Raw genomic sequence first — 25,930 nt, forward strand, 5'->3', positions numbered from 1 at the left:
CACCTGGGGGGGGGGGGGGGGGGGGGGGGGGGGCGGGGGGCGCGCCCCCCAACCCCCCCGGGGGGGGGGGGGCCCCCCCCCCCCCCCCCCCACTCCGCTGCCGGACAGGCCCTACAGCTCCTTGCGGAAGGCCTCGGCCACCGAGAGGAAGATCGAGTTGCCCTCGACCTCGCCGATCGAGATCCGGACGCCCTCCGGGAACGGGCGGACGATCACGCCGGCCTCGGCGCAGGCCGCGGCGAACTCCGGGGAGCGGTCACCGAGCGCCAGCCAGACGAAGTTGGCCTGCGTGTCGGGGATCTCCCAGCCCTGGGCGCGCAGCCCGGCGACGACCCGGGTGCGCTCCTCGACCAGCGCGTCCACCCGGACCATCAGCGCATCCTCGGCGCGCAGCGAGGCGACGGCCGCGTCCTGGGAGAGCTGGGTGACGCCGAACGGGACGGCGGTCTTGCGCAGCGCGTTCGCCACCGGCTCGTGCGCGATCGCGAAGCCGACCCGCATGCCCGCCAGGCCGTACGCCTTGGAGAAGGTGCGCAGCACACAGACGTTGGGCCGGTCGCGGTAGAGGTCGATGCCGTTGGGCACCTCGGGGTCGCGGATGAACTCGATGTACGCCTCGTCGATCACCACGAGGATGTCGGCGGGCACCGCGTCCAGGAAGCGCTCCAGCTCGGCGCGGTGGATCACGTTGCCGGTGGGGTTGTTGGGGTTGCAGACGAAGATCAGCCGGGTCTGCCCGGTGACCGCGGCGAGCATCGCGTCCAGGTCGTGGTCCCCGGCGGCGGTGAGCGGCACCGGGACGGGGGTCGCACCGGCGACCTGGGTGATGATCGGGTAGGCCTCGAACGAGCGCCAGGCGAACATCACCTCGTCGCCGGGGCCGGCGGTGGCGAGGATCAGCGACTGGGCGACGCCGACGGAGCCGGTGCCGGTGGCGATGTGCTCGGCCGGGACGTCGAAGTGCCGGGCCAGCTCGGCGGTGAGCTCGGTGACCGCCATGTCCGGGTACCGGTTGAGCGAGCCCGCCGCCGCGACCGCCGCTTCGAGCACACCGGGCAGCGGCTCGTACGGGTTCTCGTTGGAGGACAGCTTGTAGGCGTCGGCGCCGGCCGGCTTGCCGGGCTTGTAGGTGGGGATGCCGTCCAGGGTCGGCCTCAGCCGGGGCCCCTGTGCTGCCGTACCGCTCACGGTCCTTCTCCTTCTCTCTCCGCTGCGTTCGCGCCCGCCACGAACGGGATCGCCGCCGTACCCGGGATCTCGGAACGCACCCGGACCACCCCGGTCGGGTGCCCCGAACGATACCGACCGCGCTCACCCGTAGGAGTGAGATGCCCGGTCGGGTTACCGGTGCAGATCAGCCATTCTGCCGGGTTCCTTTGGCACATGTCAGAGGTAAGACGGCCGGTTTCGGGCAGGTATCGAAGGGGCGTGGGCGGGCTCACTCTTGGAGAAACGTATCTCCGAAGGCTTCCGATGCGCCGGTCACAGACCCTTGTCAGGAGCCATACGATCGGTCCGCCATGACAGCAGCAGCCAACCAGAGCGGTCGGCGACCCACCACCTCACGACGTCTGGAGCGGGCCGGCATCCGGGATGTGGCAGCAGCCGCCGGAGTGTCGATCACCACCGTCTCCGACGCGCTGAACGGTAAGGGCCGCCTGCCCGACGAGACCAGAAGCCGGGTGCGCGAGGTGGCCGAGCGCCTCGGCTACCGCCCCTCGGCAGCCGCCCGCACCCTGCGCACCGGACGATCCGGCCTGATCGGACTGACCGTCACGACCTACGGTGAAGAGCCTTTCACCTTCACCGAGTTCGCCTACTTCGCCGAGATGGCCCGCGCCGCCACCAGCGCCGCCCTCGGCCGCGGCTACGCGCTCGTGGTCCTGCCCGCCTCCTCCCGGCACGACGTCTGGGGCAACATCGCCCTCGACGGCACCGTGGTGATCGACCCGCCCGACCAGGACCCGCTGGTCAGCGAGCTGTACCGGTCCGGCGTCCCGGTGGTCAGCGACGGCAAGCCCGGCAACTGCCCGGTCACCGCCTGGGTCGACAACGACCACGAGGCCGCCGTGCTCGGCATCCTCGACCACCTCTCCGAGGCCGGCGCCCGCCGGATCGGCCTGCTCACCGGCACCAGCACCGACACCTACACCCGGCTCTCCACCGAGGCCTACCTCGGCTGGTGCGCCAAGGTCGGCCAGGAGCCGGTGTACGAGACCTACCCCGCGCACGACCCGGCCTCCGGCGCCGTCGCCGCCGACCGGCTGCTCGCCCGCCCGGACCGGCCGGACGCCGTCTACGGGCTCTTCGACCCCAACGGCACCGATCTGCTCGCCGCCGCCCGCCGGTACGGCCTGCGGGTACCGGACGACCTGCTGCTGGTCTGCTGCAGCGAGAGCGACGTCTACGCGACCACCGAACCGCCGATCACCACGCTCTCGCTCAAGCCCCGGCGGATCGGCACCACCGTCGTCAACCTGCTCATCGACGCCATCGAGGGCGTGGACTCCGGCACCGGCGTGGACATCGCGCGGCTCTTCCCGCCCCGTTTCCGCACCGCCGGCACCGGCCCGCCGCCCGGCACGCTGATGCCCACCGAGCTCATCGTGCGCGCCTCCTCCCAGCGGCGGAGCCCGCGCACCACCGTCAGCCCTCCCCGCTCCCCGGGCGAGATCTAGACCATACCTAGCCGGGACAAAACGGACCTGACGGACCGCCCGGCTGACGCTCCGGAGGATTGGATACCCACCAGGTGACGACGCCGGGAGAGTGGTCTTCCTATGATGGGCGAATGACACCCGAGGACCGCTTCCCCGGGCCTGAACACCCGGACTCAGGCCCCCGCCACCAGCCGGACCTCGACGTGCTGCCCTACGGCACCTACTACGAACCGGAGCCCGCCGGGGGCTATCCCGAGGCTTCGTACGAGGCGGAGACCTACAGCGGCTACGGCGGCGCCCGGTACCTCGAACAGCACTGGCCGGCCCCCGGGCAGGACCAGGAACACGACGCCCCGCACACCACCGGCCACCACCCCGGCTACGAGCAGCCCCTCCCCGACCACTCCTCGCCCGCCGCCGCGCACCAGAGCGACGACCCGCCGACCATCGAGCTCGGCCCCCCGTTCACCGAGCCGGGCCTGCCGTACCACCCCTACCCCGCGCCCGGCCCCGGCGAGCCCCCCGGCCCGCTCTACGTCGTCGGCGACGTGCACGGCTACCTCGACGAACTCCGCTCCGAACTGCGCCACCAGGGCCTGATCGACGCCGACGGCCACTGGTCCGCCGGGCGCTCCCGGATCTGGTTCCTCGGCGACTTCACCGACCGCGGCCCCGACGGCATCGGCGTCATCGACCTGGTCATGCAGCTCGCCGCCGAGGCCGCCGCCGCCGGCGGCTACTGCCGCGCCCTGATGGGCAATCACGAACTGCTCTTCCTCGGCGCCGCCCGGTACGGCGACGAGCCCGTCCAGTCCACCGCCGGCACCGCCTCCTTCCTCGCCGCCTGGCGGCTCAACGGCGGCCAGCAGCACGACCTGGACCGCCTGGAGGGGCACCACATCAGCTGGCTCTCCCGGCTGCCGGCCATCGCGCTGGAGGACGGCCACCTGCTGCTGCACTCCGACACCACCGCCTACCTGGAGTACGGCGACTCCATCGCCGCGGTCAACGACGCCGTCCACGACCTGCTCGCCGACGAGGGCGTGGACGAGTGGTGGGACTGCTTCCGCCGCTTCACCAAGCGCTTCGCCTTCCGCGGCGACGCCGGCCCGATGGCCGTCCACGAGCTGCTCGACACCTACGGCGGCGCGCGCGTGGTGCACGGCCACAGCCCGATCCCGTACCTCACCGGCGCGGTGCACGCCGACGACGGCGCCCCGCCGCACATCCCCGGCCCGTACATCTACGCCGACGACCTCGCGGTCGCCATGGACGGCGGGGTCACCATGGAGGGGCGGCTGCTGGTCGCCCGGCTCCCGATCTGAACCGGTCGGCCGCGCCGAACCGACCGACGCATCGCCCGCCCCTCCGCCAGTCCGTCCGTCCGTCCGTCCGTCAACCGGACAGGCGTTCGCCACCGCCCCTGACCTGCGCCGTTCCCCGGCCGGGGGCAAAGTTCCGGAAACCGACTGTCAACGCGGCCGCACCCGCCCCTACCATCGAGGCACACCACACCCGGCCGCTCGTGTGGCGGCCCGTCTCCGTGCCCGCCCGGCGGAGCGGACGGGGTTCGCATGAACGGGGTCCGTATGAACAACGCCCCGCATCTGCTCGCCGAGGACCGCCCGGACTTCGAGCGCCTCCTCGACGAAGCACTGCGCGACGGCACCATCCTCACCGCCCTGCGCGGGCCCGGCGCCCTCACCGCCGAGCAGCTGCGCACCAAGGCCCTACGCGAGGCCGACGACATCGCGGCCGCGGCCGCCACCGAGTACGCGCACTACACCCGGCTGCGGCAGAGCCTGCGCGACACACCCCCGCCCGGCCAGGGCGGCACGGCCGGCGCGCCGGGGCTGTTCAGCCAGCTGCGCTCGGCGAACGGCGGCGCCGGACTGTTCCCGGTCCTGACCGTGCTCACCCCGATCCTCGCCTGGGCCGCCGCCCTGGTCCTGCTCCTCATCGGGTACACGCTGCGCGCCGCCAACCCCGGTCTGGCGCTGGCCGGTTCGGTCCTGACGGCCGGCTGGCTGGCACTGGCGGCCGGCCTGGTCGCGATGGCGGCCGGGATCGTCGGACTGGTCCTCACCGCGCTGCGGGACGGCTCCACGGCCCCCGCCGGCGCCGCCCCCGGGCTCGCGACCGAGGTCGCCGACGCCCGGCGCGCCTGGCAGCGCGCGCTGCGCGACCGCGCCCTGGTGGCGTACCTGCACGCCTGTCTGCACGCCGACCCGGCAGCACCGCCCGGCACCCCGGCGCCCGCCGACGGGCCGGTTCCGGCGGACCCGGCCCGGCCCGAATCCGCCCGGCCCGATTTCAGCAGCCCGGACTTCAGCAGCCCCGGCTACTCCAGCGGCCACTACTCCGGCCCCGGCTTCACCAGCCCCGGCGCCGACGGCCTCACCGACCCCGAAGGCCGCGAGCCGCGTACCGCCGCCTTCACCACCCCCGACTTCACCGGCCCCGGCTACACCCCGCCGGCCTTCACCGGCCCCGACGACGTCTGAGCGGCCAACACCCGCCCAGCTACGTGCTACTGACCCGTGTTCAGCCACCGAACCGGCCGGCCGAGCAGCTCGGCCGCCGGGGAGTGGTTCCCCGGCGCCGACGCCCCCGCCATGGCGGCGGCGGCCGTACCCGGCTCGGTACCGGGTGGCACCACGAGGAGGAGGAAGTGGTCCTCGAAGCCCCGGGTGAGGCTGATGGTCTCGGCGCTGGCGGGGAACCAGCCGATCCGGACCGATTGACCGTCCACGGTGACCGACCGGGGGATGTGGTACCAGGCCGAGGTGGACAGGCCGACCCGGAGGATGGGGCCCAGATGGACACTGAGCGCGGTGATCAGGTCCGGCAGCTCGGCCCGGGCGTCCTTCGTGCGGGGCCACCACGCGCCGTCGAACATCCCGCTGCGGGACATCGTCGGCTCCAGCACCAGCCGCGGCAGCAGGGGAACACCGGGGACGGACCACGGCCCCGGGGCGGAAGGAGTGGGAAGCGGAATCGGCATCATCAGGAGCCGCCCGTCCGGTCCGGAAAGAGGACCGATCATGACCCAGGGCGACACCAATGTGGGTACCGGTGTGCGACATGTCCTCGGTTGCCTCCCACGGTACTCCGCGCCGTCCCGCCCCCGGGCCGACCTGGCCCGGAGTAGCCTGGACATGTCCAGGGCACCCCGCATCCCGGTCACCTTCTCCGGCCTCGTCCTGGACGAAGGACCCTTCCGGGCGGCCGCCCTCGCCGCACCGGAGTCAGGCACCGGTGACACCGTGACCATCCACTCCACGAAGCCGACAGGCCTTCGCCACGACCTCACAGTCGCCGACGCGATGGAACCGTTCGAGTACCAGATCCCCGACGACAGCACCGTCGACCAGGCCGACGACATCCTCCGCAGCGCGGGCGTCCCCTACCTCCTCGTCCGTGACCACAACGGCCGCTGCGAAGGCCTGGTCACCCGGACGGGACTCCACCCGTTCCTCGCCCCGCCCTGGTACACCGAACTCACCCCGGTCAGCAGCACCAGGCACCAGCGCGGCCCGTTCGCCTGGCCGACCATGACCCTCTCCACGGCCGCTGTCGCGATGCGGATCAAGCACCTGACCGTCTGGCCGGTCATCGACGACGACGGCTACCTCCTCGGCATCCTCACCGCCGACCGGGTCGCCGGCCTGATCGACTCCGCCTCCGGCTGACCGGCGCGGAACCGCTGGGAGATCTTCATCAAGCAGAACATGAAAGCAAGCACCATCGGCATCTCCGTCACGCCCGGCCAGGGGCAGATCAACTCGATGCTCGGGAAGTACGTGCGGTAGCGCGTGGCATCACGGGTCAACAACCGGTAGCCGCGCACTGCCGCATGCGCACCGATGTGAAAGTCCGGCAACGGTGCGGGCTTCTGCCCGCCGCGCTTGCGGTACAGCAGAAATGCCTTGCCGGCCAGAAACCCCGCCTCGTAAGGGGCTCCCGCGCGAAGCCCTCGGCAGGAAGAACGGCGTCAAGGTCCTCGATCGCGGCGTACGCCACCGGGACCTCCGCGTAGACGATCGGATTGATCACCACTTCACCCTCGTTCTGGGCCTTGGACAGCGCAGCCTCCGCCCAGTCCGGGCGCCGGCGGTACTCGAACCATCACTGCCGACGGTCGGCCCGACGTCTCGTTATATGGCAGTGACTGGTTTTGTGCTGGTGTGCAAACGATCCACCTGAGAAGATCTTCACATCGCAGCTGTCGGGCCCGCGACGAAGAGGCGGACCGGCCTCAGCGAACGTCTGCATTTGGTTCCTCTGGGGGGGAAATTACCCATGTTCACGCACTCGTCCACCCGCCGTTCCCGCCTGCTCGCCGCCGCCACGCTGGTGGTCGCCACCGGCACCGCCGCGCTCGCCCCGGCGACCGCCTTCGCCGACATCCCCGCACCGAGCGACGCCAAGCCCCTGGTAGCCACCCTGGAGCCGGTTGCGGGGCAGGCCCCGCTGACCCGCGGTGGCAACGGCGCGGCCCTGACGATGACCGTCACCAACACCTCCGACCAGGAGCAGCCGTTCCACCCGGCGGTGACCGTCACGCCGGTGGGCTCCGCCCCGAGGGGATGGACCTGGATCGACTTCAGCGCCAAGGCGATCTCCGCACCGGCCACCTACAGCCTGATGAGTTGGGGCGACAACAGCGATTTCTCCGGCTACGTCGTGCCCGAGAACTCCATGTACTTCGTGCCTTTCAAGGTGCCGGCCCACACGACCTACAGCTGGGCGGTCTCCTTCAAGCTGAAGGCCGCCCTCCCGGCGGACGACACCGCCGTGCAGGTCGGGCTGGTGAACGACCTGAACGACAGCACCGACAGCGACCCGGTGACCCTGCCGGTCGCCTCCCCCACCGGCGCCCTCGTCCAGACCTTCACGAAGAACATGGGCACCGTCTCGTACAAGGAGCCGTTCGAGACCGATCTCGGCCTGACCAACAACGGCGCGGGCATCGACTCGACGATCAACCCGACGCTCCGCTTCAGCGACGGTTCCCGCCCGATCCCGGCCACCCTCAAGCTGGACGTGCTGCAGGACGACCAGTGGATCACGGTCCCCGGCTCGGACAACGTCTGGAAGCTGCCGCCGGTGGCCGGCGGTCTCGGCAAGGGTGCGAGCCACCACTACAACGTGCGGCTGTCGCTCACCGAATACACCGGGCAGTGGTCCTACCTCTCCGGCTCGCTCAGCCTCGCTCCGGACACCGACCAGGGCCCGGTCGACATCGGCGTGAAGGCGTCGTTGACCGTGATCGGCACCCCCGTCCCGTCCACCTTCACCGCCCAGAACTGACCGACACCGGTGCCCCGGGCAACCTTCGCGGCCCGGGGCACCGGCCGTTCCCGGAACGTTCGGCAGAGGGCGGGCTCGACACCGTCGTGGCTGCGAGCGAAGCCGGGGATGCGAACCGCCTCAACGTGCGGCACCTGCCCATAACGATCATTTACAGCGCCGGGCGGGCAGCCTGAGCGCAGTGCCGGGAAGCCCCTCCGCTTCCCGGCACTGCTGTCGGTCGGCATGGGCCGCGAGCCCGGCTTCGCTCCCGGCACTGCTGTCGGTCGGCATGGGCCGCGAGCCCGGCTTCGCTCCCGGCCCATGCCGACGGTGGAGCCCGATCAGTCCGCGAGCGGGAGGTAGACCCGGTTGCCCTGGGCGGCGAACTCCTCGGACTTGGCCTTCATGCCCGCCAGGGCCTCGGCGTCGAACTCGGTCTCCACGGCACTGGAGCCCTCGCCGTGCTCGGCCCGGATCTTTTGACTGATCTTCATCGAGGACAACTTCAGCCCGAAGCCAGCACATTGGAGTGCTGTCAACTACAGCAGGGGCAGCGGATCTTCGAGAGCGGGAGATCTGCCCTCCTCCAGCCGGTAGAGGTAGATTCGCAGGTCCGTCGCAAGGCCGCCGGCCATGTAGGTCTCGTAGTCCCGGACAGCAGCCTCCACTCCCTGCTCGGCCCAGTCGATGCTGGCCCAGTCGTGGCCGGAGAGGTACTGCGTGATCCGACCGCGGTCACGCCACCACTCACGGACCGCCTCCGGCGTCCAGTGCGCGTCACCGTCGCAGCCGTAGCCGAGGAACGGGTCACAGTCGGCCGCCTCGACCAGCCGGGCGACCTCCGCCGGAGTCCGAGGCTGGCGGTAGACGTACTCGGTCAGGTACTCACCGCCGTAGAGGACGTGTTGGGGCGCGGAGATCCGGCCCGTCCGGCAGGTGTCGGTCTCGCCTCCGTAGAAGGGCCCGGGGACGTTGAGCCAGAGACAGTCCTCCCACTTGCCCCGGAACGCCTCTCGGTCCTCGCCAAGTGCTGCCTCAGGATCGAAGTAGAGCGTCATGGGCCGAGCATAGGTCGACGTGTTCCGCCGGCTACCAGGTCCTCCCGAGCCGAGCGCCGTCCCGCGTCGATCGGGACGGCGCTCGTGCGTGGTGTGTCAGTCCGCCAGGGGCAGGTAGACCTTGTTGCCCTGGGCCTTGAACTCCTCGGACATGGCCTTCATGCCCTCGACGGCCTCCTCGTCGTACTCCGGGGAGGGAGCGCCGTTGCCGAACTTCTCATTGATGGATTTGCTGATCTTCATCGAGCAGAACTTCGGGCCGCACATGGAACAGAAGTGGGCCGTCTTGGCGGGCTCCGCGGGGAGGGTCTCGTCGTGGAAGGCGCGGGCCGTCTCCGGGTCGAGGGCCAGGTTGAACTGGTCCTCCCAGCGGAACTCGAAGCGGGCGTCGGAGAGGGCGTCGTCCCAGGCCTGGGCGCCGGGGTGGCCCTTGGCGAGGTCGGCGGCGTGGGCGGCGATCTTGTAGGTGATGACGCCGGTCTTCACGTCGTCCCGGTTGGGCAGGCCCAGGTGCTCCTTGGGGGTGACGTAGCAGAGCATCGCGGTGCCCCACCAGGCGATCATCGCGGCGCCGATGCCCGAGGTGATGTGGTCGTAGCCGGGGGCGACATCGGTGGTCAGCGGGCCGAGGGTGTAGAACGGCGCCTCGTCGCAGATCTCCCGCTGGAGATCCATGTTCTCCTTGATCTTGTTCATCGGGACGTGGCCCGGGCCCTCGATCATCACCTGGACGTCCTTGGCCCGGGCGATCCGGCCGAGTTCGCCCAGCGTCCGGAGTTCGGCGAACTGCGCCTCGTCGTTGGCGTCGGCGATCGAACCGGGCCGCAGGCCGTCACCGAGCGAGAAGGTGACGTCGTAGCGGGCGAGGATGTCGCAGAGCTCCTCGAAGTTGGTGTGGAGGAAGTTCTCCCGGTGGTGCGCCAGACACCAGGCGGCCATGATCGAGCCGCCGCGCGAGACGATGCCGGTCTTGCGGCGGGCCGTCAGCGGGACGTACCGCAGCAGCACTCCGGCGTGGACGGTCATGTAGTCCACGCCCTGCTCGCACTGCTCGACGACGGTGTCGCGGTAGACGTCCCAGCTGAGGTCCTCGGCCTTGCCGTCGACCTTCTCCAGCGCCTGGTAGAGCGGCACGGTGCCGATCGGCACGGGGGAGTTTCGCAGGATCCACTCGCGGGTGGTGTGGATGTTGCGGCCGGTGGAGAGGTCCATCACGGTGTCCGCGCCCCAGCGGGTGGCCCAGGTCATCTTCTCCACCTCCTCCTCGATCGAGGAGGTGACGGCGGAGTTGCCGATATTGGCGTTGATCTTCACCAGGAAGTTGGTGCCGATGGCGGCCGGCTCGACCTCGGGGTGGTTCACGTTGACCGGGATGACGGCCCGGCCGCGCGCCACCTCGGAGCGGACGAACTCCGGCGCCAGGCCCTCGCGCAGGGCGACGAACTCCATCTCCGGGGTCACGATTCCGCGCTTGGCGTAGCCGAGCTGGGTGACTGCGACGTCGCCGCGGCCGCGCAGGGGGCGGCGCGGGCGGCCGGGGAAGACGGCGTCCAGGTTCTTCAGGTTTCCGCCGCGCGGCGAGGTGTGCTTGATCCCGTCGTCCTCGGGGCGGGCCTCGCGGCCGTCGTACTCCTCGACGTCGCCGCGCTGGCGGATCCACGCGTCGCGCAGCGCGGGCAGGCCGCGCCGTACGTCGGGCTCGTACGCCGGGTCGGTGTACGGCCCGGAGGTGTCGTAGAGCGGGACGCTCTTCTCGTTGGTGAGCACGACCTCGCGGTACGGAACGCGCAGGTCGGGGCGGGACCCGTCGCGGTAGGCCTTGCGCCAGGCCGGGGTCGGATAGCCGGTGCCCGCGCTGCTGACGGCGGCGTTCTGGGCAGACTGCGGCTGTGCATCAAAAGTGGTCATCAGACCTTCAACTCCCTACGCCGGCATTACCCGGTCAGGTTCCTGCGGTCGGCGCAGCGTTCGGCACGTCCAGCGACGTCCCGGTCAGCGCCCTCTCAGCCCGGTGCTCCGAGCTCCCGTGTCCGCAGGCGGTATTGCCCGCGCATGACGTCCAACACCGTAGCGAGCCGATCGCGGCTGGTCCAGAGGGGGTCGGTGCCCGGCGATTCGGCCGGCGGGCCCACCGGGGGAGCCCGGCCCGGCAGACTGGCAGTCACACGGGCAGGCGACGAGGGAGGCCGTAGTGGTCGGAAGCACAGGGCGGGTCACCGGTCCGGTCGGAGCCGGTCTGGTCGGCGAGGTGATGGTGCACGTCAGGGAGCGCCAGGGGACGGAGGCCTTCCTGGCCTACCTCGCCGTACCGGGCGACCGGCTGTCGGTCGGCACACCGGTGGTGGTGGTCGAGTACCACCCGCCCCGGACCGTCTATGTGGCACCGGTCTTCCCGTGACACGCTTGTGACAGCCCGTCACGTCACTTCCCTTTCCTTCGAGTTGCCCTGAGCGGACAATCCGAACCGGCGCATCTCATGCGCCGGAAGGGGGAGTTGAACCATGGTGCTCATCATCGCGGGGGCCGTCGTCGCCGCGCTGGTCTTCGGGATCACGCTCTTCAAACTCATGTGGCGGGTGGCGGAGCCCAACGAGGCTCTGATCATCTCCGGCTCCCGGCACCGGACCGAGGGGGTCGGCGACGGTCTGGGCTTCCGGATCGTCACCGGCCGCGGGACCTTCGTCACGCCGGGCCTCCAGGGTGTCCGCCGGCTCTCACTGGACCTCAACGAGGCCGAGCTGAACGTCGAATGCGTCACCTCACAGGGCATCCCGGTCCACGTCAAAGGCGTGGTGATCTTCAAGGTCGGCGACGACGAGGTCTCCATCGCCAATGCCGCCCGGCGCTTTCTCGACCAGCAGAAGCTGATCAGCCAGCGCGTCCACAACGTCTTCGCCGGCCACCTGCGCTCGATCGTCGGCGGGCTCACCGTCGAGGACATGATCAGGGACCGCGAGCGGCTCACCGGGGAGACCAGGGCCGCCTCCGGGCTGGAGATGGAGAAGCTCGGGCTGATCATCGACACCCTGCAGATCCAGGAGATCATCGACCCCACCGGCTACATCAAGAACCTCGCCATCCCGCACGCCGCCGCCGTCCAGCGGGACGCCCGGATCGCCCAGGCCGAGGCCGACCGGATGGCCACCGAGGCGGAGCAGGAGGCCGCCGCGCGCAAGGCCGAGGCCACCCGCAACAGCCAGATCCAGCAGTCCGCCTACCAGGCCGAACGGGACACCGCCAACGCCCGCGCCGAGCAGGCCGGACCGCTCGCCCAGGCCGCCGCCCGGCAGGAGGTGGTCGTCCAGGAGACCAAGGTCGCCGAGCTGGAGGCCCGCCGCAAGGAGCAGCAGCTGCAGATCGACGTCCGCAAGCCGGCCGACGCCAAGGCGTACGAGACCCGCACCAGGGCCGAGGCCGACCGCGACGCCCGGATCTCCGCCGCCCAGGCGCAGGCCCAGGAGACCGAGCTGAAGGCGGCGGCCGAGGCCGGCCAGGTCAAGATCGCCGCCGCGGCCGCCGCGGAGGCCACCAAGCTGCGCGGGCTCGCCGCCGCCGAGGCGACCAGGGCCACCGGGGAGGCGGAGGCCGCCTCCGCCGAGGCCCGCGGTCTGGCGGACGCGGAGGCGACCCGGGCGATCGGGCTCGCCAAGGCCGAGGGCATCCGGGCCCGGGCCGCCGCCCTCTCGGAGAACCAGGAGGCCGTGGTGGCACAGGAGTTGGCGGAGAAGTGGCCGGACATCGTGCTGGCCGCCGCCGAGTCCTTCGGCAATGTCGAGCACATGATCCTGCTGAACGGCGCCGACGGGGTGGGCGAGCTGTTCGCCAAGGCCCTCACCATGGGCGGCACCGGCCTCGGCCTCGCCCGGCAGCTGCTCACCACCATGCACGGTCCGGAACAACCGGCGGCTCCGGCGCCGGGGCCGAAACCGGGGCCGGTCCAGCAGGTGCCGATCGAGGACCGCGCGGTGACGGAGGCCCGGGTCCGACGGTCGGCGGACGACAGCTGACGGATGACAGGTAACGGATGACGACTTTCAACATTCGTTTTCTGTTATCTGTTATCTGTTAGTTGTCGGTTGTCCGCCGCCACCAGAACGACCGGCGCCCGCACCCCACGCAGGGGGTACGGGCGTCCGGGGTCCGTACGGGTCAGCTCTTGGCGGCCTTCTTCACCAGGATCACCACGGCGGCGGCGATGCCGACCACCACCAGCAGCTTGATGACCACGCTCAGCAGGGCGCCGACGACGCCGAACACGAACCCCACGATGTTCCAGGCCAGGATCAGCACCAGCACCGGGACGACGATGTTGCGCACCCAGGAGGGCAGCGACTTCCAGAACTCAGCCATGTCCGTTCCTTCTCTCCCCTCGGGGCCGGCTGCCGTCCGGTGCCGCATCCCGTTTGCTTTCGATACTTCGATCGTACGGGGCCGCAAGTGCCGGAACGAGAGCCAACGGCCCGGAGAGAACCCCGAGATCACCCCGACTCCGACCCCCGGGGGCTCCCCTGAGGATCAGACCGGCCAGGAGGATCAGACCGGCCAGGTCTCGCCACGCCAGGCGGCGTCCCAGAACATCCACTCGTAGCGCGAGGTGGTGGTGAAGTGCTCGACCACCCGGCGGCGCTCCGCCGGGGAGATCTCCTCGCCGAGCCGGTCGGTGAGCGCCAGCACCCGCCGCACCACGGCCTGGAACGTCTCGTCCCCGTAGGTCGCGATCCACTTCGCGTAGAGCGGGTCGGGGGAGCCCTTGGCGAGCAGTTCGTCACCGACCCGGGCATAGATCCAGTAGCAGGGCAGCACCGCGCCGACGGCCTCGGCGAAGGAACCACCGTAGACGGTCGCCAGCAGATAGCTGGTGTAGGCCCGGGTGGTGGGCAACACCGGTTCCGTGGCGGCCTGTTCGGCGCTGGCGCCGAAGGCCTCCATGAACTCGGCGTGCATGCCCTGCTCGGCCGCCAGCGCCCCGACCGCGTCGTCGGCGAAGGCCCGCACCTCCTCCTCACCGGGCGCCTTGGCGGCGCAGACGGCGAGCGCGCGGGCGTAGTCGCGCAGGTAGTGCGAGTCCTGGACGACGAAGTGGCGGAACGCCTCCCGGGGCAGGGTGCCGTCGGTGAGGCCGCCGATGAAGGGGTGGTCGAGGATCTTGGCGTAGACCGGTTCGATCGCCGCCCAGAGTTCTTCCGTCAGGCTCAGGCTCATACCCCGACCCTAACCGGGCCCCGGATCAGTCCTCGGGCGGGGAGAACACCACGAGCACCCGCAGTTCCTCGGTGATGTGGTGGAACCGGTGCGGCACCCCGGCGGGGACGTAGACGACGGTGCCGCGCGCGACCGTGGCGGTCTCGTCGCCGACGGTCAGTTCGGCCCGGCCGCTGACCACCTGGTAGATCTCGTCCTGGGCGTGCGCGGTCTGCGGGTCGGTGTCGCCCGGGGAGAGCGCGTAGAGGCCGGCGGACATCCGCGGCTCGCGCAGAAAGCGCAGATAGGCACCGTCGTTGGCGGCGCGCTCGGCGTCCAGTTCGTGCAGCCGGAAAAGCTTCATCGGTGCTACCCCTCCAAGTCCGGGACCACCGGGCATTCAACACCAACATGCCCGGTGGGAGCTTCCCCCGCCCCCCGGTGGCCTGCGACGCTGGGGCCATGAAGGGTTTCGTCATCAAGACACTTATCAACGCGGCCGCCATCTGGGTGGCCGCCTGGATCGTCACCGGCATCACGCTGACCGGTGACGACTGGCAGCACAAGACCCTGACGGTGATCGCCGTGGCGCTGGTCTTCGGGGTGGTCAACTGGCTGATCAAGCCGGTGGTGAAGCTGTTCTCGCTGCCGCTGTTCATCCTCACCCTGGGCCTGATCACCTTCGTCATCAACGCCCTGATGCTCTGGCTCACCTCCTGGGCCTCGGACAAGCTCCACCTGGACTTCCACGTCGAGGGCTTCTGGGCCGCACTGTTCGGCGCGCTGATCATCAGCCTGGTCTCCTGGGGTCTCAACCTCGCCCTGGGCGACGACGACTGAGCGTCCGGCCCGGTGCGCCAGCACGAGAGCCGACACGAGAGCCCACGCGAAAGGGGCCCGTGCCCGGGTGGTTCACCGGGTACGGGCCCCTTCGGCCACGCTGGTCCCGCAGCCGGTCACCCGGCGTTCTCACACCCTCGGAGGATGTCCGCGAGCTCAGCGTCCAGTTCACCCCCGGTGATCTCCTGACCCATCGGCACCAGCCGGTCGGTCCGGGCCAGGAAGGCGATCAGCGGCGCCGCGGAGGCACGCAACAGGGCGTCCCCGTCGGGAGAGTGCAGCACGATGCAGACCTCGGAGAGCTCCCCGCTGACCGGGTGGATGTGCACATCGCCCTCGCCGGCCGGACGACTGATCCCGTCGAGCAGCAGCTCACGGGCGAAGACCCAGGTCACCGGTTCGTCACCGGGCAGGTGGAAGGTGAAGCGGACCGCGTACGGGTCGATCGGGTCGTACGCGAGGTCGACCACGATGCGGAAGGAGAGCTCGTTCGAGGCCACGAGGTTCATCACCAGGTGGCCCTGGACTGTGGTGTGCTGCATGGCGCCAGTACCTCTCGTTCTGCCCGGTCGCACGTGCTGAGGGTCCGCGCGGGCCGGACAAGGCAGTTCGCTGACAGGGGATGAGGGAGTGCGACTGTGTCTGTCGCGTAGACGATTTGGCGGTTTTGTGTAACCGATCCCCGTTCGATCCTCATCGTCCACGTTTGGTCGCGCCATGGACAAGGCGCGCTTTTTCAAATGGTGAACAAAGCGGAACCAAAGCGACACGGGGAGTTTCAGAGGACGAACGACGGTGTCATCGCGCCGACGCTCCGACGCAGTTGCCCGGCGACGACGGCCAGCCGGTCGGCCTGTTCCACCGGGAGCGAGACGGCCATCGTCGCGACCACCGACCCGACGGTGATCGGCACCGCCGCGCAGACCGTGCCGAGCGCGTACTCCTGGCGCTCCAGGACGGGCATGGTCGGCCGTAGCGCGGAGAGCCGGCGCAGGACGGCCGCCTCGTCGACGAGGGTGGACGGGGTGAGCCCGACCGGCGGGTGGCGCGCGAGGTGGTCACGCCGGGCGTCCTCGGGGAGCTGACCCAGCAGGCACTGGCCGATCGCGTGGGCGTGCGCGGTGGCCTGGAAGTCGGCCCAGGGTTCGACGGCGGGCTGCCCCCGTCCGGCGACCACGTCCACCACCCGCACCTCGCCGTCCTGGTAGAGCGCGAAGTAGACCGCGGCGCCGAGTTCGCCCCGCAACCGCTCCATCCGGGCGCGCAGATCGTGCCGCTGGGACTGGCGGTCGTCGGCCCGTCCTATGCCGTCCACCGACTCCCCGTAGAAGAACCTGCCGTCGTCCCGGCGGAGGTAGCCCTCGTGGGTCAGCGTGCGCAGCAGGTGGTAGGCGGTGCCGAGCGGCAGGCCGGCGGCCCGGGCGAGCTGCTTGGCCGTGGCCCCCTGCCGGAACCCGCCGACGGCCTCCAGCAGCCGCAGCGCCCGCTGGACCGAGGCGATCAGAGTGGGCGGCCGGTCCTTGCGCGGAGGTGACGTGGGCGTCGGCAACCTGACCACCCTCCCCGCACGGAGCGCCTTGGACTGCTCTGCGATCTGATCCATGGCCACACCCAGCCCCCAGCCCGAGTCACTGCACAGGTGGACATACGGAGTGAAGTGCTCCGATTCGCCCGATAGTCGCTCATTGCAGCACAGGGACGGCGCGGCTGCAATCACTCTCACACGGTTCACTCGGTAAAATCCTTGGAATCGAAGGTTAAAAGTCCGATCGACCCACTATTTTCATGATCGGTTTAAGCTTCATCTTCATTATCCAAGATCCATCAGCGTCGCGCCCTGTCCCCGAACGGACGCACCCCGGGCAGGTCAGCGTTTCGGCCCCGCCGCCCTGCGGGAGACTCCCGCACAACGCTCCAGCCCCGGAGGTCTCCATGGGCCCAGCGAACACCCACCAGCCACCACGCCCCGTGGTCAAGCGCACCGCGCGGGCGATCCTGCTGGAACTCGACCCGGACGACCCGGACGGCCCGGCCTCGATCGTGCTGATCAAGCGGCTCCGGCCCGACTCCCCGCGCCCGTACTGGATCACCCCGGGCGGCGGGGTGGAGCGCGACGACCGCACCGTGGTGGACGCCCTGCACCGGGAGGTGGACGAGGAGCTCGGCGGCAAGGTCGTCGACGTCGTCCCCGCCTTCGTGGACACCGTCAGCCACCCCCACCCGCACCCCCACGCGCCGGGCGGGACCGCCGTCGACCACGGCGCCCCGCTCCACCCGCACGGGGTCAAGGTGCAGCACTTCTTCGTCTGCCGGCTCGCCTCGATGGACCTCACCCGGCGGCACGGGCCCGAGGTGGACGAGCCCAACGGCGAGTACGAGGTGGTCCGGCTGCCGTTCACCCGGGAGGGCGTCACCTCGGTCAACGTCGTCCCGCCCAGCCTGCGGGCGTACCTGGCGGCCAACATCGAGGGCATCCGCGCGCTCCTCGCCTCCGACCTGGGCTGAGCGGAGCCTCAGCCGGCCGCCAGGTCGCCGACCAGGTCGTGCCGGATCCGCTCCGGCGGCACCCCGGAGCGCAGCAGCACGCCGACCCCGCGCCGCACCATCGCGGCGGGCCCGCTGAGGTACGCCTCGCGGCCCGCCCACGGCCCGAACCGACCTGCGGTCTCCGGCAGTTCACCGGTGAGCAGTCCGCCTCCCGGGGCCCCGGGGCCGGACAGCACCGGGTGCACCGAGAGCCAGCGGTGGCACCGGGCCAGCTCGCTCAGCGCCGCCAGCTCGTAGAGCTCGGCGGCCTGCCGGGCACCGTAGAAGACCTCCACCGAGCGGCCGGCCGCGCCGTACTGGGCGACCTCCTCCACCAGCGCCCGGACCGGGGCGATGCCGGTGCCGCCGCCGAGACAGAGCAGGTCCGAACCGGCCGCGTGGTCGACCGTCATCGCGCCGGCCGCCGGACCGAGCCGCAGCACGTCCCCCGGCGCGGCCCGGTGCACCAGGGCGTTGCTCACCCAGCCCGCCGGGACGGCCTTCACGTGGAAGGTCAGCAGACCGTCCGGCCGGGGCGCCGAGGCGAACGAGAAGTGCCGCCAGACCCGCGGCCACCAGGGCGTCTCCAGGCTGGTGTACTGCCCGGCCCGGTACGGGTACGCCTGGTCGGGGCGGACGGTGACCACCGCGATGTCGGGGGTGCGGCGCTCGTGCGCGACCACCTCGGCCTGCCACCAGGGCGGCGAGGTACGGGCGGACTCCTCGGCGGCCTCGATCATGATCGAGGAGACCAGGCGGTAGACCCGGCGCCAGGCCAGCTCCGTCTCCTGGCCCCAGCGGTTGCCCGCGTACCGGGCCAGTGCCTGCACCAGACACTCGCCCACCGGGCCGAAGTGGCTGGTCAGCGTCCCGTACCGGCGGTGGCCGCGGCCGAGGGCACTCAGCCGGGTCCGCAGGCCGGCCGGGTCGTCGGCGCTGCGGGCGGCCATCAGCAGGGCGCGGAAGAGGCGGTCGCGCTGGACGTCCATGGCGGCCGGGAAGAGCGCGCGGATCTCGGGGTGGTGCAGGAAGATCAGCGCGTAGAAGTGCGCGGTGGCCCGGTCGGCGACCGGCTCGACCGCGGCCAGGCTGGCCCGGATCAGCTCGATGTCCCGGGCGGTGGGCGGCTGTTCGGCCGCGGCGCGCGGATCGGGCGCGGCCAGGGGAGCGGGAGCGGGGACCGCGGAAAAGGGAACGGCGCGGGGCGCGGTGGGGGCCTGCGGTGCCCGGACCCCGGCGCCCGTGGTCTCTCCGGCCGGGGGCTGGGGAAGGCCCCCCGGGCCCGCCCAGTTGAGGCCCGGCGCCCGGGTGAACAGCGGCTCGATCACCGGCCCGGCGGCCGGGGCCCAGAGGTCCGGCGTACTCGGCGCGGGGATCGTGGGCGGTTCGGCCGGCCGGGCGGGGATCACCGCCACCGGCGGGACGTCCGAAGGGTCCGACGGCGCCGGCGGCAGCGCCGGCCCGAGCCGTGCCCCGGGCTCCGGCCCGGCCGGTGCGGCGTCCGGCAGGCCCGGCACGGCCGTGACCGCCGCCGAGCCGTGCCCGGTCCGGACCAGGAACGTTCTGCGTGACTTCACCGCAACGTTTCGAGTACTCAAGAGAATCGTTTCGCCTCCGGCCGGCCTCTGCCACCACCTGGCTTGTCCTACTGACGCCTAGGCAGCGTGGCACGCCCGAAGTGCTCATCCGACGAATCACGCGAAGCCCGGACACCCGGCCCCCGTACGCGCTACTCTCGCCCGATCCATGGCCGTCCTGGGGCGAACTGCCCCCAGGACGGCCACCGCGACCACGAAGGGCCGCCGTGACCACCGCCGCCGTGGCGGTCACAGCCATGGCGGTCACAGCCTGCGCAGCAACGTCCCCGGCTGCTCGACACAGTCCGCGACGAACCGCAGGAACCCGCCCGCGGTACCGCCGTCGCAGACCCGGTGGTCGAAGGTGAACGACAGCTGGGTCACCTCGCGCACCGCCAACTCGCCCTCGTGCACCCAGGGTCTGGCGACGATCCGGCCGACGCCGAGCATCGCCGCCTCGGGGTGGTTGAGGATCGGGGTGGAGCCGTCCACGCCGAACACCCCGTAATTGTTCAGGGTGAACGTCCCGCCGGTCAGCTCGGCCGGGGTGAGCGAGCCCGACCGGGCCGCCTCGGTCAACCTGCCGAGTTCGGCGCCGAGTTCCTCGGTGGTCCGCAGCTGTGCGTCCCGCACCACCGGGACGACCAGCCCGCGGTCCCCCTGGGCGGCGAAGCCCAGGTGCACGGCGGAGTGCCGAAGGATTCCGGAACCGTCCTCCGTCACACTGGAGTTGAGCTCCGGGAAGCGACCCAGCGCCACCGTGCAGATCCGGGCGAGCAGCGCCAGCACGCTCACCTTCGGCCCCGGCGCGGCGTTCAACTGCCGCCTGAGCGCCATCAGTCCGGTGGCATCGGCGTCCACCCAGCAGGTCGCGGCGGGGATCTCCCGGTGGCTGCGGGTGAGCTTCTCCGCCACCGCCCGGCGCAGCCCGCGCAGCGGGACGACGCCCTCCACCGCCGGAGCGACCGGGGAAGCCAGGGAAGCCGGGGAGACCGCGGATGCCACGGTCAGCGCCGCCACCGCCCGGTCCACATCCACCCGCATGATCAGCCCGTCCGGCCCGCTGCCGGTCAGCGCCGCCAGATCGATGCCGTGCTCCCGGGCGGTACGCCGGACCAGCGGCGAGATCACCGGCACCACGGCGGGCCCCGCCGCGGTCACCGGGGCCGGCACGGTCACCGGATCGGCCACGGCCACCCGGGCCGCCGCCACCGCGGGAGCGGCCCCCGCAGGAGCCACCGACGGTCGAACCGGTCCCCCGACCCGGCGCCGCCGACCGCCCCGGTCGGGCTCGGCCACGCCGTACCCGACCAGCGGCCGCTCCAGCGCCGTGGCGGTCTCCCCGGCCGAAGCCGCCCCACCGGTCAACGGCTCACCCGGCTCACCGACGGCGGGCGCCACCGCGACCGTCACCAGCGGCGCGCCGACCGCCACCTCCTCACCCGGCTCGCCGTACCGGGCGGTGACCACCCCGCCGTACGGGCAGGGCACCTCCACCACGGCCTTGGCCGTCTCCACCTCCACCACCGGCTGGTCGACCGCGATCACCTCACCGACCTCGACCATCCAGCGCACCACCTCCGCCCCGGTGAGCCCCTCACCGAGGTCGGGCAGGGTGAACTCGCGCACGACCGGCATCATCCTCAGTCCTCCCACTGCAACCGGGCGACCGCGTCCAGGATCCGGTCCACCCCGGGGAGGTGGTGGTGCTCCAGCATCGGCGGCGGGTACGGGATGTCGAAGCCGGTGACCCGCAGTACGGGGGCGGCCAGATGGTGGAAGCAGCGCTCGGTGACCCGCGCGGCGATCTCCGCGCCGGTGCCGCCGAAGCCGGTCGCCTCGTGCACCACCACGGCCCGGCCGAGCGAACGCACCACCCGGCAGACCGTCTCGTCGTCGAACGGCACCAGAGTGCGCAGGTCCAGCACCGCGAGGTCCCACCCCTCGGCCTTCGCCACCTCGGCCGCCTCCAGGCAGACCGGCAGCGAGGGCCCGTAGGTGATCAGGACGGCGGAGCTGCCGGTGCGCCGCAGCACGGCCCGGCCGATCGGCTCGACCGGCGCCGCCGGGTCGAACCCGGCCTTGCCCCAGTAGAGCCGCTTGGGCTCCAGGAAGATCACCGGATCGTCGGAGGCGATCGAGGCGCGCAGCAGCCCGTACGCGTCGGCCACCGTCGCCGGGGTGACCACGTGCAGGCCGGGGGTGCTGGTGTAGTACGCCTCGGAGGCGTCGCTGTGGTGCTCGACGCCGCCGATCCCGCCGCCGTACGGGATGCGGACGGTGATCGGCAGCGGCAGCCGGCCGGCCGTCCGGTTGCGCATCTTGGCGACGTGCGAGAAGAGCTGCTCCAGCGCCGGGTAGGCGAAGGCGTCGAACTGCATCTCCACCACCGGGCGCAGCCCGTACATCGCCATGCCGACGGCGGTGCCGAGGATGCCGGCCTCGGCCAGCGGGGTGTCCAGGCAGCGGTCGGGGCCGAACTCGGCGGTCAGCCCGTCGGTGATCCGGAAGACGCCGCCGAGGGCGCCGACGTCCTCGCCGAGCACGTGCACCGCCGGGTCCGCGCGCATGGCGTCCCGCAGCGCGGAGTTGAGCGCCTGCGCCATGCTCACCGTGGTCGGCATGGTCGGCATGGTCGGTGTCGCCGGTGTCGCCGGTGTGGGCACGGTGCTCTTCCTGGTCGCCGGTGTCGCTGCGGCCGCCGCACGAGCGGCGACGGAGGCCTCGTTCATCGGTACCCCACCTCGGCCTCGGCGGCCAGTTCGGCGGCCAGCTGGTCGGCCTGCTCCCGCAGTTGCGGGGTGGGCTCGGCGAAGACGTGGGTGAACAGCGACATCGGGTCCAGCTCGGCGTCGGCGTGGAACTCGGCCCGCATCCGGGCCGCCAGCGCCTCCGCCTCGTCGGCGGCGTCCTGCACCAGCGTGTCGTCCAGCACGCCGAGTTCGCGCAGTGCGCGCTCCATCAGCAGGATCGGGTCGTGCTCCCGCCAGGCGGCCACCTCGGTGTCGTCCCGGTAGCGGGTGGCATCGTCGGCGTTGGTGTGCGCCTCGATCCGGTAGGTGAGCGCCTCGACCAGGGTCGGTCCGCCGCCGGCCCGGGCCCGCTCGACCGCCTCGGTCAGCACGCTGTGCACGGCGGGCGCGTCGTTGCCGTCCACCAGGCGGCCCGGTATGCCGTAGCCGACGGCCTTGTGGGCCAGGGTGGGCGCGGCGGACTGCGCGGTGAGCGGGACGGAGATGGCGTAGCCGTTGTTCTGCACCAGGAAGACCACCGGGGCCTGGAGCACCGCGGCGAAGTTCAGCGCCTCGTGGAAGTCGCCCTCGCTGGTGCCGCCGTCACCGAGCAGCGCCAGCGCGACCACCGGCTCGCCGCCCAGCCGTGCGGCGTGCGCCAGCCCGACGGCGTGCGGGGCCTGGGTGGCCAGCGGCGTGCAGAGCGGCGCCGTACGGACGGCGCGCGGGTCGTAGCCGGTGTGGGCGTTGCCGCGCAGCAGGGTCAGCGCCTCCAGCGGGTCGACGCCCCGGGAGACCACGGCGAGGGTGTCGCGGTAGCTGGGGAAGAGCCAGTCCTGCTCGCCGAGCGCCAGCGCGGCCGCGACCTGGCAGGCCTCCTGGCCGGTGGAGGCCGGGTAGACGGCCAGCCGGCCCTGCTTGGTGAGGGTGGTCGCCTGCTGGTTGTAGCGGCGGCCGACCACCAGGCGGCGGTACAGCTCGCGCAGCAGCGCGGGGTCGTACTTCTCCAGCGCGGGGGTGCCGAGCACGCGGACGGGCGAGACGTCCGGGAGCAGCGGGGCCGGGTCGGTGCGCGGGGCGGTCGCCCGGGGCAGCCAGCCGGGCACCGCCGTGTGGTGTCTGTGGTCGAGAACGGTCATCTCGGGGCACCTCCTGGGGTGGCGGGGGCTCCCTACCGATTGTTCGGTCGTCTGTTCATCTTGACCAGAACCATGACAAGGTGGTGGACAATCGGCCCGGGGGGCGGTCGACTGATGGCAGTACGTCCAATCAGGGAGGGTGGGGGGTCATGTCGACTGAACAGACGTCCAGACTCGACCGTGTCGACCGGTCGATCCTGCGGCTGCTGCAGCAGGACGGTCGCGCCTCCATCCGCTCGGTGGCCGAGCGGGTGCATGTGTCCAGGGCCAATGCGTACGCCCGGATATCAAGGATGGTCGAGGACGGCGTCATTCGCGGCTTCACCGCCCGCGTGGACCACGAAAGGGCAGGTCAGGGCGCATCCGCGTACATCACCCTGAAGATCGTCCAGAACTCCTGGCGGACGGTGCGGGAGCAGCTGCTGGAGCTGCCCGGGGTGGCGCACATCGCCCTGGTCGGCGGCGACTTCGACGTCATCCTGCTGGTGCACACCGCCGACAACCACGCCCTGCGCGAGCTGGTGCTGAACCGCATCCAGTCGATCCCCCAGGTGCTCGGCACCCGGACCATGCTGGTCTTCGAGGAGACCGACCAGGTGCCGCCGGTCTGATTGTCGCCCGCTCGCCTCCGGGGCGCGCTGTGTTTTCGCCCGCTCGCCTCCGGGGCGCTCTGGTCCGGTGCCGACGGTCGTCGCTCCAAGGCCCCTCGTTCCTCGGGGCCTCCTCGCTCCTTCCTTTCGGCACCGGCGCGCCCCTTCGGCTCGGGGCGGGACGGGGCTGGGGCGGCTAGCGGGCCCGCAGTCCGTCGAAGGCCAGGTGGACCACCGCGTCCGCGACGCCGTCGGCCGCCTTGAGCCCCGGCCGGTACCACTCCACGATCGAGTTGATCATGCCGAAGAGCAGCCGGGTGGCCAGCCGGGGCTCGACGTCCGCCCGTAGCGCGCCGTCGGCCACGGCGGCCCGCAGCAGCTCGGCGACCTGGTGGTCGAACTCCCGGCGCCGCTCCAGCGCCCACTGCTCGGTGACCGTGTTGCCCCGCACCCGCAGCAGCAGGGTGACGTACGGCAGCTCGGCCAGCAGCACCTCGGCGGTCCGCCGCACCACGTGCTCCAGCCGCTCCACGGCCGGGCCGGTCACCGCAGCCGGCTCGGCGAGGATCGCGAACAGCCCGTCCAGGGCCCGGCCGACGGCCAGCCGCAGCAACTCCTCCTTGCCGCGCACATGGTGGTAGATGGAGGACTTGGAGATGCCGGCCGCCCGCGACAGGTCTTCCATCGAGGTGCCGTCGTAACCGCGCTCGTTGAAGACGTCGACGGTCACCGCGAGCAGCGACTCCACGGTGTAGGCGGTACGCGTGGTGTGATCGGCCATCCTCCGAGTATCCCCGCCCTCACTCCACCGGACGCGGTCGGGTCCATCGGTCCGCACCGGCGAAACACCCCAGGGCCTAGACTCTCCGGACGATCGTCCATGGCCAGCAGGGGTGGGGTCCAGTCTGATGAGCGCAATACCGGCAGTCGCGTCCGACGTGCCCGAGCAGCGCAGCGAGAAACCGGATGCGGCGCCGGGGCACGGCTGGCGCGAGCGCGCCCGGGGCCTGGCCGTGAGATTCGGGCCGGCCGTGTGGTGTTACGCCGTGCTCAAGCTGATCGGCTTCACCGTTTTCATGAAGCTGCTCTCGTTCTCCGGCGAGTACCTCAAGAAGCACCCGCGCTTCGGCGGTGGCGCCAACCCCTGGGACGTGCTGGCCACCTGGGACGGCTGGTGGTACCAGCAGGTCGCCGAGTTCGGCTACCACCCTGCGCTGGTGGTGATCCCCGGCGGGACGCCGGGCTTCACCATCGAGCAGAACTCGGCCGCCTTCTTCCCGCTCTACCCGGGCCTGATGCGGCTGGTCTCGGACACCACCGGCCTCGGTCTGTACGGCGCCGGGATGCTGGTCTCGGTGGTGGCCTCGCTGTTCGCCGCCGCCGGGATCTACGCGGTGGTCGAGAAGATGGCGGGCGCCCGGGCCGGTGTGATCGCGGCCGGCATCTGGGCGATCGCCCCGGGCTCCGGCGCCGAGTGGGCGCTCTACTCCGACTCGTCCTTCGTCGCGCTCGCCGCCTGGGCCTGCTACTGCGTGATGACCAAGCAGTGGGTCGCCGCCGGGGCGCTCACCCTGGTCGCCGGCCTCAACCGGCCGACCTCGGCGGCGCTGATCGGCGCGGTCGGCCTGGCCGCGCTGGTCGAGCTGTACCGGCGGGAGAGCGGGATCGCCAGGCCGCTGGCCGCGCTGCTGATGGCCCCCGTGGGGCTGCTCGGCTACGTCGGCTGGGTCGGCTGGCGGATGGGCGACTGGGGCGGCTACTTCAAGCTCCAGCACGACGCCTGGCTGCACTACTTCGACTTCGGCAAGGGCACCTACAAGGCGATCCGCGGGGTACTGCTGGGCCGGAGCGACTACCCGTTCGCCTTCCCGGTCGCCGATCTGCTGGCGACGCTGATCGTGCTCTCGCTGCCGGTGCTGATCGTGCTGATGATCCGGCTGCGCCCGCCGCTGGTGCTGACCGCCTACACGCTGGCCACGATCGTGTCGGTGCTCGGCAGCCTGGGCATCTTCGGCAATGTCTCGCGGTATCTGCTGCCCGCGTTCCCGCTGTTCATCGCGCTGGCGGTGGGCATGCGCAAGCTCAGCTGGCCGGTGCTGGCCACGGTGCTCGGCACCGGCGCCGTCGCCTCCGGCTGGTTCGGCGGGTACGTCATCTTCGAACTCGGCATCCCGTAGACCGGCGACCCGCGGACCGACGGCCCACGACTCCACGGCCGGTCGACCGGCAGCCTGTTCCCGCGCGGGGCGCGTCCACTCCGGACGCGCCCCGCGCGTTTTTCGCGTGTTCCGGCGCCGCACACCCCCTTGAGCCGACCGATCGTTCGGTTACT

26 protein-coding genes and 1 riboswitch are annotated in these 25,930 nt (G+C 71.6%); of the genes, 11 read left to right on the forward strand and 15 right to left on the reverse strand.

The window, feature by feature from the left end:
• Window positions 1-111: 111 nt before the first annotated feature.
• Window positions 112-1,188 (reverse strand): histidinol-phosphate transaminase, encoded by a 1,077-nt coding sequence (gene hisC / locus ACIQIB_RS14175; RefSeq protein ID WP_400758071.1) that lies wholly within the window; start codon window positions 1,186-1,188, stop codon window positions 112-114.
• A gap of 332 nt (window positions 1,189-1,520) precedes the next feature.
• Between hisC and ACIQIB_RS14180 the strand changes: the two genes are divergently transcribed.
• The 3 genes from ACIQIB_RS14180 to ACIQIB_RS14190 all read left to right on the forward strand — a co-directional run bounded on the left by ACIQIB_RS14180 (window position 1,521) and on the right by ACIQIB_RS14190 (window position 5,164).
• A complete protein-coding gene (locus ACIQIB_RS14180; protein ID WP_363613985.1) occupies window positions 1,521-2,678 on the forward strand; it encodes a LacI family DNA-binding transcriptional regulator in 1,158 nt (385 codons plus the stop codon).
• A 113-nt stretch (window positions 2,679-2,791) separates the two neighbouring features.
• Window positions 2,792-3,985 (forward strand): metallophosphoesterase, encoded by a 1,194-nt coding sequence (locus tag ACIQIB_RS14185; RefSeq protein WP_400758073.1) that lies wholly within the window; start codon window positions 2,792-2,794, stop codon window positions 3,983-3,985.
• A gap of 249 nt (window positions 3,986-4,234) precedes the next feature.
• Entirely contained in the window at window positions 4,235-5,164 is a 930-nt protein-coding gene (locus ACIQIB_RS14190) for a hypothetical protein (RefSeq protein ID WP_400654161.1), read from the forward strand.
• A 26-nt stretch (window positions 5,165-5,190) separates the two neighbouring features.
• Here ACIQIB_RS14190 and ACIQIB_RS14195 read toward each other — a convergent pair whose 3' ends face one another.
• Entirely contained in the window at window positions 5,191-5,706 is a 516-nt protein-coding gene (locus ACIQIB_RS14195; RefSeq protein ID WP_400758075.1) for a DUF5994 family protein, read from the reverse strand.
• A gap of 112 nt (window positions 5,707-5,818) precedes the next feature.
• Between ACIQIB_RS14195 and ACIQIB_RS14200 the strand changes: the two genes are divergently transcribed.
• The gene (locus ACIQIB_RS14200; RefSeq protein ID WP_363613978.1) at window positions 5,819-6,352 is read left to right on the forward strand and encodes a CBS domain-containing protein; all 534 of its coding nucleotides are present in this window, start codon (window positions 5,819-5,821) and stop codon (window positions 6,350-6,352) included.
• A 610-nt stretch (window positions 6,353-6,962) separates the two neighbouring features.
• Window positions 6,963-7,973: a hypothetical protein gene (locus ACIQIB_RS14205; RefSeq protein ID WP_400758078.1), complete on the forward strand. Its 1,011-nt coding sequence runs from the start codon at window positions 6,963-6,965 to the stop codon at window positions 7,971-7,973.
• 323 nt (window positions 7,974-8,296) lie between these two features.
• Here the strand turns inward: ACIQIB_RS14205 and ACIQIB_RS14210 are convergent, their stop codons facing one another.
• The 3 genes from ACIQIB_RS14210 to thiC all read right to left on the reverse strand — a co-directional run bounded on the left by ACIQIB_RS14210 (window position 8,297) and on the right by thiC (window position 10,921).
• Window positions 8,297-8,449, reverse strand: a complete 153-nt coding sequence (locus ACIQIB_RS14210; protein ID WP_400758080.1) for a thiamine biosynthesis protein ThiC — start codon at window positions 8,447-8,449, stop codon at window positions 8,297-8,299.
• Window positions 8,450-8,494: 45 nt separating this feature from the next.
• On the reverse strand, window positions 8,495-9,013 hold the full coding sequence (locus tag ACIQIB_RS14215) for a ferredoxin (RefSeq protein ID WP_400758082.1): 519 nt from the start codon (window positions 9,011-9,013) through the stop codon (window positions 8,495-8,497).
• A gap of 96 nt (window positions 9,014-9,109) precedes the next feature.
• On the reverse strand, window positions 9,110-10,921 hold the full coding sequence (gene thiC, locus ACIQIB_RS14220; protein ID WP_400758084.1) for a phosphomethylpyrimidine synthase ThiC: 1,812 nt from the start codon (window positions 10,919-10,921) through the stop codon (window positions 9,110-9,112).
• Window positions 10,917-11,051, reverse strand: a riboswitch (TPP riboswitch). It overlaps the preceding gene by 5 nt.
• Before the next feature lie 153 nt (window positions 11,052-11,204).
• Here thiC and ACIQIB_RS14225 point away from each other — a divergent pair.
• Window positions 11,205-11,411, forward strand: a complete 207-nt coding sequence (locus tag ACIQIB_RS14225; protein ID WP_363613972.1) for a hypothetical protein — start codon at window positions 11,205-11,207, stop codon at window positions 11,409-11,411.
• Between the two features lie 103 nt (window positions 11,412-11,514).
• Entirely contained in the window at window positions 11,515-13,020 is a 1,506-nt protein-coding gene (locus tag ACIQIB_RS14230) for a flotillin family protein (protein WP_400758086.1), read from the forward strand.
• Between the two features lie 142 nt (window positions 13,021-13,162).
• On the opposite strand, the gene ACIQIB_RS14235 is transcribed toward ACIQIB_RS14230, so the two are convergent.
• The 3 genes from ACIQIB_RS14235 to ACIQIB_RS14245 all read right to left on the reverse strand — a co-directional run bounded on the left by ACIQIB_RS14235 (window position 13,163) and on the right by ACIQIB_RS14245 (window position 14,558).
• Window positions 13,163-13,363: a DUF5326 family protein gene (locus tag ACIQIB_RS14235; protein ID WP_363613969.1), complete on the reverse strand. Its 201-nt coding sequence runs from the start codon at window positions 13,361-13,363 to the stop codon at window positions 13,163-13,165.
• 183 nt (window positions 13,364-13,546) lie between these two features.
• Window positions 13,547-14,215 carry a thiaminase II gene (gene tenA, locus ACIQIB_RS14240; RefSeq protein ID WP_363613967.1) on the reverse strand — a complete coding sequence of 223 codons (669 nt, stop codon included), beginning with the start codon at window positions 14,213-14,215 and terminating at the stop codon, window positions 13,547-13,549.
• 25 nt (window positions 14,216-14,240) lie between these two features.
• Window positions 14,241-14,558 carry a cupin domain-containing protein gene (locus tag ACIQIB_RS14245; protein ID WP_363613965.1) on the reverse strand — a complete coding sequence of 106 codons (318 nt, stop codon included), beginning with the start codon at window positions 14,556-14,558 and terminating at the stop codon, window positions 14,241-14,243.
• Window positions 14,559-14,656: 98 nt separating this feature from the next.
• On the opposite strand from ACIQIB_RS14245, the gene ACIQIB_RS14250 reads away from it, so the two are divergent.
• Window positions 14,657-15,034 (forward strand): phage holin family protein, encoded by a 378-nt coding sequence (locus ACIQIB_RS14250; protein ID WP_363613963.1) that lies wholly within the window; start codon window positions 14,657-14,659, stop codon window positions 15,032-15,034.
• Between the two features lie 116 nt (window positions 15,035-15,150).
• Here the strand turns inward: ACIQIB_RS14250 and ACIQIB_RS14255 are convergent, their stop codons facing one another.
• The gene (locus ACIQIB_RS14255; RefSeq protein ID WP_363613961.1) at window positions 15,151-15,576 is read right to left on the reverse strand and encodes an SsgA family sporulation/cell division regulator; all 426 of its coding nucleotides are present in this window, start codon (window positions 15,574-15,576) and stop codon (window positions 15,151-15,153) included.
• 236 nt (window positions 15,577-15,812) lie between these two features.
• Window positions 15,813-16,637, reverse strand: a complete 825-nt coding sequence (locus ACIQIB_RS14260) for a helix-turn-helix domain-containing protein (protein WP_363613959.1) — start codon at window positions 16,635-16,637, stop codon at window positions 15,813-15,815.
• A gap of 329 nt (window positions 16,638-16,966) precedes the next feature.
• Here ACIQIB_RS14260 and ACIQIB_RS14265 point away from each other — a divergent pair, with 329 nt between their 5' ends.
• On the forward strand, window positions 16,967-17,539 hold the full coding sequence (locus tag ACIQIB_RS14265; protein WP_400758088.1) for an NUDIX domain-containing protein: 573 nt from the start codon (window positions 16,967-16,969) through the stop codon (window positions 17,537-17,539).
• Between the two features lie 8 nt (window positions 17,540-17,547).
• On the opposite strand, the gene ACIQIB_RS14270 is transcribed toward ACIQIB_RS14265, so the two are convergent.
• From ACIQIB_RS14270 to pdhA, 4 genes are all read right to left on the reverse strand, one after another.
• The gene (locus ACIQIB_RS14270; RefSeq protein ID WP_363613955.1) at window positions 17,548-19,137 is read right to left on the reverse strand and encodes a globin domain-containing protein; all 1,590 of its coding nucleotides are present in this window, start codon (window positions 19,135-19,137) and stop codon (window positions 17,548-17,550) included.
• A 264-nt stretch (window positions 19,138-19,401) separates the two neighbouring features.
• On the reverse strand, window positions 19,402-20,775 hold the full coding sequence (locus tag ACIQIB_RS14275; RefSeq protein ID WP_400758104.1) for a dihydrolipoamide acetyltransferase family protein: 1,374 nt from the start codon (window positions 20,773-20,775) through the stop codon (window positions 19,402-19,404).
• A 5-nt stretch (window positions 20,776-20,780) separates the two neighbouring features.
• Window positions 20,781-21,770: an alpha-ketoacid dehydrogenase subunit beta gene (locus tag ACIQIB_RS14280; RefSeq protein ID WP_400758106.1), complete on the reverse strand. Its 990-nt coding sequence runs from the start codon at window positions 21,768-21,770 to the stop codon at window positions 20,781-20,783.
• A gap of 95 nt (window positions 21,771-21,865) precedes the next feature.
• Window positions 21,866-23,008: a pyruvate dehydrogenase (acetyl-transferring) E1 component subunit alpha gene (gene pdhA / locus ACIQIB_RS14285; protein WP_400758090.1), complete on the reverse strand. Its 1,143-nt coding sequence runs from the start codon at window positions 23,006-23,008 to the stop codon at window positions 21,866-21,868.
• A 149-nt stretch (window positions 23,009-23,157) separates the two neighbouring features.
• Here pdhA and ACIQIB_RS14290 point away from each other — a divergent pair, with 149 nt between their 5' ends.
• Window positions 23,158-23,619, forward strand: coding sequence for an Lrp/AsnC family transcriptional regulator (locus tag ACIQIB_RS14290; RefSeq protein WP_400654140.1), 462 nt, complete (start codon window positions 23,158-23,160; stop codon window positions 23,617-23,619).
• A 175-nt stretch (window positions 23,620-23,794) separates the two neighbouring features.
• On the opposite strand, the gene ACIQIB_RS14295 is transcribed toward ACIQIB_RS14290, so the two are convergent.
• Window positions 23,795-24,379 (reverse strand): TetR/AcrR family transcriptional regulator, encoded by a 585-nt coding sequence (locus ACIQIB_RS14295; RefSeq protein WP_363613949.1) that lies wholly within the window; start codon window positions 24,377-24,379, stop codon window positions 23,795-23,797.
• A gap of 127 nt (window positions 24,380-24,506) precedes the next feature.
• Here ACIQIB_RS14295 and ACIQIB_RS14300 point away from each other — a divergent pair, with 127 nt between their 5' ends.
• Window positions 24,507-25,775, forward strand: a complete 1,269-nt coding sequence (locus ACIQIB_RS14300) for a hypothetical protein (RefSeq protein WP_363613947.1) — start codon at window positions 24,507-24,509, stop codon at window positions 25,773-25,775.
• The last annotated feature ends 155 nt before the right edge of the window (window positions 25,776-25,930 follow it).

Source organism: Kitasatospora sp. NPDC092286, from assembly GCF_044755565.1.
In the GTDB taxonomy this organism is placed as follows: Bacteria; Actinomycetota; Actinomycetes; order Streptomycetales; family Streptomycetaceae; genus Kitasatospora.

Coding starts and splice junctions, on each gene's coding strand:
- ACIQIB_RS14180 (WP_363613985.1), top strand. CDS start 1,521: ATGACAGCAGCAGCCAACCAGAGCGGTCGGCGACCCACCACCTCACGA.
- ACIQIB_RS14185 (WP_400758073.1), top strand. CDS start 2,792: ATGACACCCGAGGACCGCTTCCCCGGGCCTGAACACCCGGACTCAGGC.
- ACIQIB_RS14190 (WP_400654161.1), top strand. CDS start 4,235: ATGAACGGGGTCCGTATGAACAACGCCCCGCATCTGCTCGCCGAGGAC.
- ACIQIB_RS14195 (WP_400758075.1), bottom strand. CDS start 5,706: ATGATCGGTCCTCTTTCCGGACCGGACGGGCGGCTCCTGATGATGCCG.
- ACIQIB_RS14200 (WP_363613978.1), top strand. CDS start 5,819: ATGTCCAGGGCACCCCGCATCCCGGTCACCTTCTCCGGCCTCGTCCTG.
- ACIQIB_RS14205 (WP_400758078.1), top strand. CDS start 6,963: ATGTTCACGCACTCGTCCACCCGCCGTTCCCGCCTGCTCGCCGCCGCC.
- ACIQIB_RS14210 (WP_400758080.1), bottom strand. CDS start 8,449: ATGAAGATCAGTCAAAAGATCCGGGCCGAGCACGGCGAGGGCTCCAGT.
- ACIQIB_RS14215 (WP_400758082.1), bottom strand. CDS start 9,013: ATGACGCTCTACTTCGATCCTGAGGCAGCACTTGGCGAGGACCGAGAG.
- thiC (WP_400758084.1), bottom strand. CDS start 10,921: ATGACCACTTTTGATGCACAGCCGCAGTCTGCCCAGAACGCCGCCGTC.
- ACIQIB_RS14230 (WP_400758086.1), top strand. CDS start 11,515: ATGGTGCTCATCATCGCGGGGGCCGTCGTCGCCGCGCTGGTCTTCGGG.
- ACIQIB_RS14235 (WP_363613969.1), bottom strand. CDS start 13,363: ATGGCTGAGTTCTGGAAGTCGCTGCCCTCCTGGGTGCGCAACATCGTC.
- tenA (WP_363613967.1), bottom strand. CDS start 14,215: ATGAGCCTGAGCCTGACGGAAGAACTCTGGGCGGCGATCGAACCGGTC.
- ACIQIB_RS14245 (WP_363613965.1), bottom strand. CDS start 14,558: ATGAAGCTTTTCCGGCTGCACGAACTGGACGCCGAGCGCGCCGCCAAC.
- ACIQIB_RS14250 (WP_363613963.1), top strand. CDS start 14,657: ATGAAGGGTTTCGTCATCAAGACACTTATCAACGCGGCCGCCATCTGG.
- ACIQIB_RS14255 (WP_363613961.1), bottom strand. CDS start 15,576: ATGCAGCACACCACAGTCCAGGGCCACCTGGTGATGAACCTCGTGGCC.
- ACIQIB_RS14260 (WP_363613959.1), bottom strand. CDS start 16,637: ATGGATCAGATCGCAGAGCAGTCCAAGGCGCTCCGTGCGGGGAGGGTG.
- ACIQIB_RS14265 (WP_400758088.1), top strand. CDS start 16,967: ATGGGCCCAGCGAACACCCACCAGCCACCACGCCCCGTGGTCAAGCGC.
- ACIQIB_RS14275 (WP_400758104.1), bottom strand. CDS start 20,775: ATGCCGGTCGTGCGCGAGTTCACCCTGCCCGACCTCGGTGAGGGGCTC.
- ACIQIB_RS14280 (WP_400758106.1), bottom strand. CDS start 21,770: ATGCCGACCATGCCGACCACGGTGAGCATGGCGCAGGCGCTCAACTCC.
- pdhA (WP_400758090.1), bottom strand. CDS start 23,008: ATGACCGTTCTCGACCACAGACACCACACGGCGGTGCCCGGCTGGCTG.
- ACIQIB_RS14290 (WP_400654140.1), top strand. CDS start 23,158: ATGTCGACTGAACAGACGTCCAGACTCGACCGTGTCGACCGGTCGATC.
- ACIQIB_RS14295 (WP_363613949.1), bottom strand. CDS start 24,379: ATGGCCGATCACACCACGCGTACCGCCTACACCGTGGAGTCGCTGCTC.
- ACIQIB_RS14300 (WP_363613947.1), top strand. CDS start 24,507: ATGAGCGCAATACCGGCAGTCGCGTCCGACGTGCCCGAGCAGCGCAGC.